Raw genomic sequence first — 11,868 nt, 5'->3', positions numbered from 1 at the left:
GTCTCGCACGAGTTCCGCGGTGAGCACACGAGCGCGTTGCTGAGTGCTCACATGTGTGATCTCGAAGGTTGGGTCATGGCGAACCTCAACCGCATCCTCGGGATGGCCTCGAAGGTCATCGACCAGCAGCTCCAGAAGCGCGGGCAGGGGTCCGCGCACGGCTCCGGCCAGCAGCAGGCCGGCGGCCGCTCCGGCGGTACCGACTGGCGCGACGTCGTCCGGTCGGCAGCCGACAAGCTCACCGGTGACGACCGCAACCGCCGGAGCGAGCAGCCCCCGGTGACGCAGCCGTCCGGGCAGCATCCGCAGGCTCAGCAGCCGTCGGGGCAGCATTCGTGGGCGCAGCAGCCCTACGGGCGGCAGCGCGGGCCGGTCGATGCCGACAAGGTCGCGATCGCGAAGTACGACCACCTCCTCCGCACCGCTCCGCCCGAGCGCCTCGAGCAGATCCACCACGACGCCTTTGCGCGCCTCACACCGGCGCAGCGGCAGGAGGTCCGCAACCGACTGAACTCGCACCTCCCGCCGAACGAGCACCTGCGCGACGACTCCGCCGCCGGACTCGCCCGTGCCGCCACCCGGAGCGAGGTCCAGCATCCGGGCATCCTGCGCCGGGTCCTCGGTGGCCGCGGTGGTGCGTTCGCCGGTGGTGCTGCGGTGGGTGCCGGTGCGATGGCGCTCGGGGGCATCGGTGTCGCGGTCGCCGGGGCAGCGGTGATGAGTGCGGCGGCCGGGCCGGTGCTCGCCGAGGCCGTCGGCTCGGGCGTCGACTTCGAGGGGATCGCGTCGGGGATCGGCGACGGCGGACTCGCGGACCTCGGTGAGGGTGCACAGGGGCTGCTCGGCGACGGCGAACAGCTCCTCGGGGGCTTGGGCGAGCAGGCCTCGGGCCTCGGTGAGCAGGTCTCCGGCCTCGGCGAGCAGGCGTCGAACCTCGGCAACGACTTCCTCGGAGGACTGTTCGACCGCTGACCCGGCGGAGCCCGGGCACCGAGACTCGGCTCCGCGGACACCGTCGCGGCGGCGCGAGCGCGGAACTGTCCGCCTGGCCGAGACTCGCCGCACGACCGTGGCGACCCTCTGACGCAGATCGATGTGTGCGTACCGGGAATGCGCGGCGCAGCACGACGATTGGACCGTTACGTCGTGCGACATCCGGCGCGCGACGAGATTGGGCCGGCCGATGCCCGCGGTGCCAGGATGGACGCCGCCGGAGCGCTCGACGCCGGCCAGCGGCACGCCCACCCCACGCGCGTGCGCCACCCACACCCCACGAGGAGCAGCACACCGTCATGAGACGCCCCACGCGCCTGATCACCACCGCGGCGGTCGCCGTCGCAGCAGCACTCGCGCTCACCGCCTGCTCGGGCGGGGGATCGTCGGACGACGCGAGCGGCACCTCGAAGGGCGGCACGCTCAACATCCTCACGACGCAGACAGCGTTCCACCTCGACCCCGCGACGAGCCAGAGCCTCGGCATCACCTCGATGGCACTCGTCGCGCGCCGCCTCACCACGTGGGACGTCGAGCCCGGCAAGACGGCGAAGGTCGTCCCGGACCTCGCGACGACGACCGGCAAGGTGAGCGACGGCGGCAAGACCTGGACCTACACGCTCAAGGACGGCCTGAAGTTCCAGGACGGCACCCCGATCACCACGAAGGACATCAAGTGGGGGATCGAGCGTTCGTTCGCGCCGACGCTCACGGGTGGCCTGAGCTACCACAAGTCGCTCCTCGTGGGCGGCGACTCGTACAAGGGTCCGTTCGACGGCAAGACGCTCGACAGCATCGAGACGCCGAACGACAAGACGATCGTCTTCAAGTTGAACGCGCCCTACGGTGACTGGCCGTGGATCGCCTCGATGCCGGCGTTCGCCCCGGTCCCCGACGGCGAGGGCACGAACACCGGCGAGTACGACCTCAAGCCGGTCTCGTCGGGCCCCTACCAGGTGCAGTCGAACACGCAGGGCTCGCAGGTCACGCTCGTGCGCAACAAGTACTGGAGCGCGAAGACCGACTCCGTCCGGACCGCCGGCCCGTCGAAGGTCGTCTTCAAGGAGAGCCAGGACCCCTCGACGGTCACGCAGACCCTCATCGCCGACAACGGAGACGCGAAGGACTCGTTCGGCGCCATCTACCTCGGTGCCGCCGAGCTGAACCAGGTCCGCTCGAACCCGGCCGCGCAGGACCGCCTCGCCACCTCGAAGGCGGGCCCGATCACCTACATGGCGATCAACACGCAGCGTGGTGACCTCAAGGACCTCAAGGTCCGCCAGGCCCTGCAGTACGCGGTCGACCGAAAGTCCTTCCGCATCGCCGCCGGCGGTGCCATCGCCGGCACGTACGCCTCGACGCTCATCACGCCGGGCATCGCCGGTCGTCAGGACTACGACCTGTACAAGACGAGCGCCACGGGCGACGTCGACAAGGCGAAGGCCCTGCTGAAGGAAGCCGGCGTCAGCAACCTGAAGCTCACCCTGGTGACGCCGAACGACTCCTCGACGCTGGCGCAGGCGCAGGCGCTGCAGGCGGGGCTCAAGCGCGCGGGAATCACCGTGACGCTCAAGCCGCTCGACGACGACTCGTTCAACCAGGCGACCACGAACGGCACGGACTTCGACCTGTCGCTCTCGAGCTGGCAGCCGGACTTCCCGAGCGCGAACGCGAACCTGCAGCCGCTCTTCGACTCGTCGCAGATCGGTGGCGGCGGCTACAACATCTCGAAGTACAGCAACCCGGACGTCGACGCCCTCATCGCGAAGGCGAGCGCGACGGTCGACCAGAGCGACGCGCAGAAGCTCTGGGCGCAGGCCGACCAGAAGATCATGGAGGACGCCCCCGTCGTCCCGCTGATCTACGCGAAGCAGAGCTTCCTGGCCGGCTCGGACGTCGAGAACTTCCGCATCGCGGACTTCCCGGCGTACCCGAACTACCTCAAGGTCTCGCTCAAGCAGTGACCGACCCGCTGCTCGAGGTCGAGGGGCTCCACGTCGCGTTCGGCGACGCGGAGCCCGTCGTCCGTGACGTCTCGTTCGCGCTGACGCCCGGCCGGGTGCTCGCCCTCGTGGGGGAGTCCGGGTCGGGCAAGTCGGTGTCGGCCATGAGCCTCCTCGGCCTGCTCCCGCCTGAAGCCCGGGTGTCGGGCAGCGCGAGGTTCCGCGGCGAGGAGCTCATCGGCACCGACGTGGAGCACCTGCGTGCCGTCCGCGGCGCCGGCATCGGCGTGGTGTTCCAGGAACCGATGAACTCGTTCACCCCGGTCCTGACGATCGGCACGCAGATCGCCGAGGCGGTCCGGGCGCACCCGACCGGTCTCGACCGCGCCGGTGTCTCGGCCCGCATCGACGAGCTGCTCCGGTCCGCCGGGCTCCGCGACCCCGAGCGCATCCGGAAGGCGTACCCGCACGAGCTCTCCGGCGGCCAGCTGCAGCGCGCGATGATCGCGATGGCGCTCGCGGGCGACCCGGTGGCGCTCATCGCCGACGAACCGACGACCGCGCTCGACGTCACCGTGCAGGCGGGCATCCTCGACCTGCTCCGGACGCTCGGTCGCGAGCGGTCCCTCGCCGTCCTCCTCATCACGCACGACATGGGCGTGGTCGCGGACGTCGCCGACGAGGTGCTCGTCATGCGCCGCGGCGACCCCGTCGAACGGGGCAGCGTCGCGGAGGTCTTCGCCCGTCCGCAGGCGGACTACACGCGCGAACTGCTCGCCGCGGTCCCCGCCCTGGAGGCACGGGTCGTCCCCGCCCCGTCGGCGGCGGACCTGCAGGATGCCCGGCCGGGCACCCCCGCGACGGATGCCGACGGCGGCGACGCGAGCCGTGCCTCCCGGCCCGTGGTCGCGCGCCTGCGCGACGTCGCCGTGCGGTACGCGCGCCGCGGCGCACCGACCGTCTCGGGCATCGACCTCGAGCTGCACGCCGGCCGCACCGTCGGCCTCGTGGGGGAATCGGGGTCCGGCAAGTCCACGATCGGCCGCGCGCTGGCCGGCCTCGTCCCCGTCGTCGACGGCAGCGTCGAGGTGGACGGCAGCGACCTCCGGACCGCACGCGGGAAGCGCCTGCGCGAGCTCCGCAGCCGCGTCGGCATCGTCTTCCAAGACCCGGCGTCCTCGCTCAACCCCCGGCAGACCATCGGGTGGAGCATCGCCGAGCCGCTCCTGGTCCACGACCCGAGGTCGGACGCCGACCGTCGGGAGCGCGTGGGCGACCTGCTCCGCGCGGTGCAGCTCGACCCGTCGTGGGCGGAGCGCTTCCCGCACCAGCTCTCCGGCGGCCAGCGGCAGCGCGTCGCGGTCGCCCGGGCCCTCGCGCTGCGGCCCGCGGTCGTGATCGCCGACGAGCCGACGAGTGCGCTCGACGTGACGGTGCAGGCTGCCGTGCTCGACCTGCTCGCCACGCTGCAGGACGAGTTCGGGTTCGGGATGCTGCTCGTCAGCCACGACCTCGCCGTCGTGCGGCAGCTCGCCGACGAGGTCGTCGTCCTCCACGACGGCCGCATCGTCGAACGCGGCCACACCGAGGCCGTGCTCGACGACCCGCAGCAGGACTACACGCGCATGCTCCTCGCGGCCGCGCCGGTCGCCGACCCCGTGCGGCAGGCCGAGCGTCGCGAGGCGTGGCGTGCGTGGGAAGGGGTGGCCTCGTGACCGCCAACGTCGTCGACCGTCCGGTCGCCGCGTCCGCCGGCCGGAACACCGGGTTCCGGGCCGTCGTCCGCCGCGTCCGGCAGGACCGCTGGGCGGTCGCGTCCGCCGTGCTCATCGCCGTGTTCGTGGTGGTCGCGCTCGCCGCGCCGCTCATCGCCGCGATCAGCGGACAGGACCCGTACCGGTACCACGTGGACGCGCTCAACGACTTCGGCGCACCCCGCGGCGCGCTCGGCGGCGTGAGCGGGACGCACTGGTTCGGGGTCGAGCCGCTCACCGGCCGCGACCTCTTCGCGATCGTGACGTACGGCGCACGGACCTCGCTCGGGATCGGCCTCGCCGCGACGGGACTGTCGATCGTCATCGGGGTGCTCGTCGGCGTCACGACCGGGTTCTTCGGCGGCTGGTACGACCGCGTGCTCTCGCGCATCGTCGACGTCATCTTCGGCTTCCCGTCGCTGGTGTTCATGATCGCGCTGACCGCGATCGTGCCGACGTCGTTCCCGAAGCCGGTGCTCGTGGTCCTGGTCATCGGGTTCTTCGGCTGGCCGTCGGTCGCCCGCGTCGTCCGCGGTCAGACGCTGTCGCTCGTGACCCGCAACTACGTCGTGGCGTCCACCGCGATGGGCGCCGGCCGCTGGCACGTCATCCGGACCCAGCTCCTGCCGAACCTCGCCGCGACCATCACGGTCTACGCGACGATCTCGATCCCGTCGATGATCGGCGCCGAGGCCGCGCTGTCCTTCCTCGCCGTCGGCGTCACCCCGCCGACGCCCTCGTGGGGTCGGAGCATCGGCGACGCGATCGGCTGGGTGCAGACCGACCCGATGTACCTCGTCTTCCCCGGCGCCGCGCTCTTCCTCGTCACCCTCGCGTTCAACGTGCTCGGTGACGCGCTCCGCGACGCCCTCGATCCCCGTGGAGGTGCCCGGTGAACACCCTGCGCTTCATCGCGGTCCGGGTCCTCGGCGCCGTCGTCGTGCTGCTCGTCGTCGCCGCGATCACCTACGCCCTGTTCCTGCTCCTGCCGACGAACCCCGCGCGGGCCATCTGCGACAAGCCGTGCACGCCGGACCGTCTCCGGGAGGTGCAGGCGTTCCTCGGCACCGACAAGCCGTGGCTCGCACAGTTCGGGGCGTACCTCGCCGGGATCTTCGCCGGCCGGACCTTCGGTTCCGGGGCGTCGGTCATCCACTGTGCCGCGCCGTGCTTCGGGTACTCGTTCCAGCTGCACGAGAACGTCACCGACCTGATCCTGTCGCGCCTGCCCGTCACCGCGTCGATCGCCGTCGGCGCCGCGCTGCTCTGGCTCGTCGCCGGGGTCGTCGGCGGGGCGGTCTCGGCGCTGCGCCGCGGGACCTTCGTCGACCGTGCGGTCATGACCGTCGCGGTCGCCGGGGTGTCCTCGCCGTCCTACCTCATCGGCCTGCTCGCGATCCTGCTGTTCGGCTTCGTGCTGGGCGTCCTGCCGACGAGTGGCTACGTGGCGTTCACCGACGACCCCGTGGGCTGGTTCACGCACCTGGTCCTGCCGTGGTGCGTCCTCGCGTTCATCAGCGCCGCGATCTACGCCCGGCTCACCCGCGGCAAGATGCTCGAGTCGATGTCGCAGGACTTCGTCCGGACCGCCCGCGCGAAGGGGCTCCGCGAACGCCAGGTCGTGGTGCGGCACGGGCTCCGGACGGCGATCCTGCCCGTGGTGACCCTGTTCGGGCTCGACCTCGGGTCGCTCCTCGGCGGTGCGGTCATCACCGAGAAGGTGTTCTCGATGCAGGGCCTCGGGGCGCTCCTCATCGACGCGGTGCACACCCTCGACCTGCAGGTGGTCGTCGGCTTCACGCTGTTCTCGGCGCTGCTCATCGTCGTCGCGAACATGATCGTCGACATCGTCTACGCGTTCGTGGACCCGCGGGTGCGGCGCCGGGCGTGAGGCGGTCGCGCTCGAGATCGGTGCTGTGTGTACGGCCGATCAGGGCGGATGGTCGATCCACGGGGTGCTCACAGCACGACGGCCCGCGGTGCCGCTAGGGTCGTCCTGCACCACTCCTCGGGGCGCGTCCCAGTTCGGGGGACCTCGTCTGGTTCGATTTCCGGAGCGCTCCACCAACCCGCAGCAGGATGCCCGTCAGGGTCCCTCCTCCCCGTCGCCGGCGCGCAGCAGCGTCGGCACGAACAGGCCGAGGGCGAGTGCCAGGAGCGCGACCGTCCCCGCCACGGCCAGCCACACGCCGCCGACGGGTCCGGTGCCGCCGAGCAGCGCGACGACCACGAAGGCGACGGCCTGCACGCCGACCTGCAGCGCGACGAACCGCAGCGCCGACGGCACGAGCGCCCGGAGCTGCACCCGGGCGGTCCGCGGCGTCCACGCCCAGAGCAGGCTCGTCGCGAGGACGAGGTGCGTCGTGAGGAGGAGCACCGGCAGGTCCGTCTCGCCGATCCCCGCGAGGCCGAGCTGCACCGTGAGCAGCGCCGCGAAGGGGCCGCGGGGCACCACCGCCGCGGCCAGAGCGAGGACGATCGCGACGACGAGCCAACCGCTCGCTCCGACCACGACGACCGACCCGACGACGCCCGCGGCCAGGCTGAGCGCGCCGATCGACCACGCCGGGACGGCCCGACCGATCGACGGGGCGCCGGTCCGTTCCGCCCGCGACCGCCCCGTCATCCGGCCCGCCGAGTGCGGCTGAGCAGGCGGAGCTGCACGGCGGGGGAGTCACCGTCGCCCGTCCGCCACCGGATCAGCTCGACGCCGGTCGCCGTCATCTCCGCGAGCCGGTCGGCACGTTCGAGGGCGATGAGCCGGGCCGCCGCGCGCTCGTGTCGGCTCGCCCGCTGGTCGTCGGGCGTCGGGAGCACGTCGACGGCCACGACGCGGTGTCCGGTGGCGGCCCAGGTCATCGCCATCGTCGCCGCCTGGTCGTCGAGGAACGTCGAGAGGACCACCACGAGCGACGCCGCCGGCACGAGCGGCATCCGCGCCGTCGCCGTCGCGTCACCGGTCGGGGTCACCGCGGCGATCGTCGAGCGGAGCCGCTCGAGGTGCCGGGTCCCGCCGCCGGGCTCGACCGACCGTGCGGTCCCGGCGAGGTCACGGAAGCCGACGCGGTCGCCGGCGGCGATGTACGCCGTCGCCAGGGAGACCGCGGCCTCGCGGGCGAGGTCGAGCGACGTCGCCTCGTGGCCGCCGTGCCGCGCCCCGCTCCACTCGGTGACGTCCGCGCCGAGGTCGTCCCGCCCGTCGAGGACGAGGACGACCAGGGCGTCGGCCGTGGCGAAGGTCCGACGCACGTAGAGGTCGCCGGGTCGCTCCGCACGACGCGCGGTCCGGCGCCAGTCGATCCGTCGGAGCCGGTCGCCGGGGGCGAAGAGCGCGACGTCGCGGAACTCGCCGCCGTCGCCGGGACGGGCGGAGTCGTGCGCCCCGGTGATGCCCGTCACGCGGCTCGGCATGGGGAGGTGCTGCATGCGCAGGTGCGGGGGTGGGACGACCGCCGAGCGCACCGGTCCCTCGTCCGGAACGGAGACCGCCGTGCCGCCCAGGCCCAGGAGCGACAGGTGCGTCCGCATGATCTCCTGGGGGCCACTGTGCGTGACCGGGACGGTGCCGGTGAGGCGTGCCGCACGGCGTGGTTCGACCACGACGACGTGTCGTCGGTCGCCGGCGATCCGGAACTCGACGGCGACCGCCTCGGCCGTGGGCGGCAGGGCGACCTCGGCCAGGTACCCGACGCCGCGGCCGGAGTCGGCCGGCGCGAGGGTGATCGTCGTGCGGGCCGGGGCAGCGCCGAGCCGGGCGCGGGCGCCGAAGGCTGCGGTCACGAGGGCCGGCAGCGCGACCAGCACGAGCTCGGGGCGTCCTGTGACGAGACCGAGCCCGGCGAGCAACACGCCGGCCGCGAGTCCGAAGACGAGCGCCGGGCTCCGCACCCAGACCGGTGCCGAGCCGGCCACGGGACGAGGCGACGGTTCGTTGGGAATGCTCACCGTGCCTCCAGGCCGGATGCGCCGGATGCGCCGGATGCGTCGGACGTGCCGGCGCCCGCGGTGCCTGACGTGCCGAACGCGGTCCGCGCGCCCCCCGCCCCGACCACCGGCGGCCCCGCCACCTGCGCCACGATGCCCCGGACGATCAGTGCCGCGTCGACCCCGTTCGCCCACGCCTGCGGCGTCAACGAGATCCGGTGCGCGAGGACCGCGACGGCAGCGGTCTTGACGTCCTCCGGCGTGACGAAGTCGCGCCCGTCCATGACCGCTCGGGCACGGCCGACGAGCATGAGCGCCTGCGCACCGCGTGGCGACGAGCCGACCTGCACGTCGCGGTGGGTCCGGGTCGCCGCCGCGAGGTCGACGCAGTACAGCGCGATGTCCTCGTCGACGTGCACGCCCTCGACCGTCGCCTGCATCCGCAGCATGTCGGCCGCATCCACCACGGCCGGGACCGTCGCGACCTCCTGCCGTCGTCCGATCCGGTTGAGGAGCACCCGTTGCTCGCCCTCGCGGGTGGGGTACCCGACGGAGAGTCGCACCATGAAGCGGTCGAGCTGGGCCTCGGGCAGGGCGTAGGTACCCTCGTACTCGATCGGGTTCGACGTCGCGATGACGTGGAACGGCCGGGGGAGCGGGAAGCCCTCGCCCTCGACCGTGACCTGCCCCTCGGCCATGGCCTCGAGCAGCGCCGACTGGGTCTTCGGCGACGTCCGGTTGATCTCGTCGGCGAGGAACATCCCGGTGAAGACCGGCCCCGGTCGGAAGACGAACTCCGTCGTCGCCGGTGCGTAGACGAACGACCCGGTGATGTCGGCGGGCAACAGGTCCGGCGTGCACTGGAGCCGGCGGAAGTCGAGCCCGCACGCGGCGGCGAGGCTCCGGGCGGCGAGGGTCTTGCCGAGCCCGGGGACGTCCTCGAACAGGACGTGACCGCCCGCGAGGATGCTCGCGAACGCCAGCTCGAGCGACTCCCGCATCCCGACGACGACCGCGCCGACCGTGTCGAGGACCTCACTGCTGCGAGCGGCGACGTCGGCGATGGGCAGCGGCTGTGCGCCCTGCGTCGTGGTGTCGGTCACGGGTGCCTCTCGGTCGTGGGTTCCAGGGTCTCGAGCGCCGTGAGGACGCTCGCGAAGGTGGTGAGGTCGATCTCGGTCCGCCGCTCGCGCACCAGCACGGCGACCACCCCCGGCGGCAGGACGGCCTCGATCGCCTCCCGGTCGTGCGGGTCGTCGAGGTCGAGTCGGTGCAGCGTCCGCAGACGGTGCCGCGCCACCGAACGGGCACGGTCGAGCGTCCGCTCCGGCACACCGCCGCGCGCGCGCAGCGCCCACGCCGTCTCCGACAGCTCGCGTCGGGCGCCGGGTCCGGACCGGACGGGAGGCAGGGGCCAGGTCAGCGGGACGTCCTCACGGATCGCGCTCCACGTCAGCCCGACCGCGGCGACGACGCCGCCGACGGCGAGTGACTGCAGGACGCCGACACCGAAGAACCACGTGACCGCGGCCGCGACGACGGCGAGCACGAGCACGCCGGTGACGCGCCCGCGGGTCACGATCGGCCCGTCGGTGCGTCGGACCACTGCGCGTCGAGCGTGCGGAGTGCGGCACGGACCGCGGCGACGTCCGCGTCGGTCGCGGGGGTCCCGCCGAAGCGCACCGCGAGGTAGCAGCGACGGAGGGTGCCGAGGGCGCGCTCGTCGACGTCGAGCTGCCGGAGGATGCGGGTCGTGAACTCGGTCGGCGTCTCCGCAGACCCCCGACGGAAGCCGGCGTCCTCCGCGGACTCCTGCAGCCCCAACCACGCCGCGGTGACCGCGTCGGACGGGTCGCGGCGTGCGGACAGCACCTCGAGCGCGCGACCGATCCCGCGGCGGAGGTGCTGCCGGCCGACCTCGGCGGAGGGATCGACCGGCGCCTCGACCCCCAGCCCGGCGACGTCGATGGCCTCCGGTCGCTCGCGCGGTCGCCGCTTCCGCAGGAGGTGCAGGACCACGAACACCAGCAGTGCGGCGATGACCACCGCGAGGACGACGAGGACCCAGGTCGCGTCGACGTGCTGTGGCGCCCGCGCGCCGAGCTGCTGCGGTTCGTTCGTCGCGGGTGGCGGCGACACCGTGGACACGACGGCGGGCGGACGGGCCGGCGCGACGCTGGGCGACCAGCGTGCGCCGGTCAGCACGGGCCGCGCGCCGATCGCGGCCGCGACGACCACGAGTGCTCCGAGGGCGAAGGTCGCGACGGGGACGAACGGGAGGCCGCTGCGGTGCGGATCGTCGTCGTTCCCCATGGGCCCACGCTACCCCGGGTGGCTGCCGGATCGGGAGCGGATCGGTCGGGGGCGGTCCGCGAGCGGCAGTCGGACGGGGAGCGGATCGGTCCGGGGCGGTCCGCGAGTGGCCGCCGGGCCCGGACCGACGGTGGGGAGTGCGACCGCCTGGAGGCGCGACCGGCCTCCGTCAGGCGGGTCGCGCCTCCAGGCTGGTCACCGCTGCGCGTCGCTCCCGCCGCCGGTGGCGCGCGACGACCGCGGCGCCCTAGCGAGCCGTGCCGCGGGGTCAGGGACGGTGGTCCAGCTCGCGCCGGAGCGCACGTACCACGGGCAGGAGGGTCTGGAGTCCGCCCGGGCCGGCGCTGAAGGGGCGTCCGAGGGAGGTCCGCGGTACGAGGACGAGCGGGTTGCCAGCGTCGAGGCCGAACCAGAGGGCGTAGTCGACGCGGGCGCCGCGCGTGTCCTTGGTGGCGAGGCTGATCCGCCCGATCCGAGCCCACGGGACGTCGACCACCGGGGCGTCCCGGTCGGGCGTCCACCCGTGCAGTCCGTCCGCGTCGATCGTCCAGACCTCCGGGCGCGGGCGGGGGAGGTCCTCGCTCGTGCGGATGCCCTTCGTCAGCACCGGCAGGAAGAACGTGGGCCCGTGTCCGCTCGCTCGGATCCGGGCGAGGACCCGTCGGTCACGGCGCCCGCTCCACCACGTGCCGATCGACATGGCGAAGCCGACGACGACCAGCACCAGCTCGACCAGGACGATGCTCCCGACCCGACTGCTGTGGGCCATCTCGGCGACGAACGTCGGTGAACGGAACTCGGCGACGATGAGGGCCGGGGCACCGAGCACCAGGACCACGGCGACCAGGTGGACCGGCCACGACGGTGCTGCGGTGCCGTCGCGCAGGCGCTCCACCCACCGGTCCCTGATGAACGCCACCGGCCCATCCTGCTCCGAGGCG

General features: G+C 73.2%; 11 protein-coding genes. 5 read left to right on the top strand and 6 right to left on the bottom strand.

All coding sequences use genetic code 11. The features are described 5' to 3' along the window. Positions 1-75: 75 nt before the first annotated feature. The 5 genes from ABC270_RS14765 to ABC270_RS14745 all read left to right on the top strand — a co-directional run bounded on the left by ABC270_RS14765 (position 76) and on the right by ABC270_RS14745 (position 6,581). A complete protein-coding gene (locus ABC270_RS14765; RefSeq protein WP_412881486.1) occupies positions 76-972 on the top strand; it encodes a cation-transporting ATPase in 897 nt (298 codons plus the stop codon). Positions 973-1,292: 320 nt separating this feature from the next. Next, positions 1,293-2,957 carry an ABC transporter substrate-binding protein gene (locus ABC270_RS14760; RefSeq protein WP_412881485.1) on the top strand — a complete coding sequence of 555 codons (1,665 nt, stop codon included), beginning with the start codon at positions 1,293-1,295 and terminating at the stop codon, positions 2,955-2,957. Continuing rightward, positions 2,954-4,651 carry a dipeptide ABC transporter ATP-binding protein gene (locus ABC270_RS14755; protein ID WP_412881484.1) on the top strand — a complete coding sequence of 566 codons (1,698 nt, stop codon included), beginning with the start codon at positions 2,954-2,956 and terminating at the stop codon, positions 4,649-4,651. Before ABC270_RS14760 ends, ABC270_RS14755 begins: the two co-directional genes overlap by 4 nt. Then, the gene (locus ABC270_RS14750; RefSeq protein ID WP_412881483.1) at positions 4,648-5,586 is read left to right on the top strand and encodes an ABC transporter permease; all 939 of its coding nucleotides are present in this window, start codon (positions 4,648-4,650) and stop codon (positions 5,584-5,586) included. The genes ABC270_RS14755 and ABC270_RS14750 overlap by 4 nt, the downstream gene beginning before the upstream one ends. Beyond that, positions 5,583-6,581: an ABC transporter permease gene (locus ABC270_RS14745; RefSeq protein WP_412881482.1), complete on the top strand. Its 999-nt coding sequence runs from the start codon at positions 5,583-5,585 to the stop codon at positions 6,579-6,581. The genes ABC270_RS14750 and ABC270_RS14745 overlap by 4 nt, the downstream gene beginning before the upstream one ends. Before the next feature lie 195 nt (positions 6,582-6,776). On the opposite strand, the gene ABC270_RS14740 is transcribed toward ABC270_RS14745, so the two are convergent. The 6 genes from ABC270_RS14740 to ABC270_RS14715 all read right to left on the bottom strand — a co-directional run bounded on the left by ABC270_RS14740 (position 6,777) and on the right by ABC270_RS14715 (position 11,846). After that, positions 6,777-7,316 carry a hypothetical protein gene (locus ABC270_RS14740; protein ID WP_412881481.1) on the bottom strand — a complete coding sequence of 180 codons (540 nt, stop codon included), beginning with the start codon at positions 7,314-7,316 and terminating at the stop codon, positions 6,777-6,779. After that, positions 7,313-8,602, bottom strand: coding sequence for a DUF58 domain-containing protein (locus tag ABC270_RS14735; protein ID WP_412881480.1), 1,290 nt, complete (start codon positions 8,600-8,602; stop codon positions 7,313-7,315). The genes ABC270_RS14740 and ABC270_RS14735 overlap by 4 nt, the downstream gene beginning before the upstream one ends. Positions 8,603-8,631: 29 nt before the next feature. After that, positions 8,632-9,717: an AAA family ATPase gene (locus ABC270_RS14730; RefSeq protein WP_412881479.1), complete on the bottom strand. Its 1,086-nt coding sequence runs from the start codon at positions 9,715-9,717 to the stop codon at positions 8,632-8,634. Beyond that, positions 9,714-10,193, bottom strand: coding sequence for a hypothetical protein (locus ABC270_RS14725; protein ID WP_412881478.1), 480 nt, complete (start codon positions 10,191-10,193; stop codon positions 9,714-9,716). Before ABC270_RS14725 ends, ABC270_RS14730 begins: the two co-directional genes overlap by 4 nt. After that, on the bottom strand, positions 10,190-10,927 hold the full coding sequence (locus ABC270_RS14720) for a DUF4129 domain-containing protein (protein WP_412881477.1): 738 nt from the start codon (positions 10,925-10,927) through the stop codon (positions 10,190-10,192). The genes ABC270_RS14725 and ABC270_RS14720 overlap by 4 nt, the downstream gene beginning before the upstream one ends. 268 nt (positions 10,928-11,195) lie before the next feature. Next, positions 11,196-11,846, bottom strand: a complete 651-nt coding sequence (locus tag ABC270_RS14715) for a hypothetical protein (protein WP_412881476.1) — start codon at positions 11,844-11,846, stop codon at positions 11,196-11,198. Positions 11,847-11,868: the final 22 nt, after the last annotated feature.

The sequence above is a fragment of the Curtobacterium phoenicis genome (genome assembly GCF_047238015.1).
In the GTDB taxonomy this organism is placed as follows: domain Bacteria; phylum Actinomycetota; class Actinomycetes; order Actinomycetales; family Microbacteriaceae; genus Curtobacterium.
The sequence above is the reverse complement of the archived record's forward strand: the minus strand, read 5'-3'. Positions and strand labels throughout refer to the sequence as shown.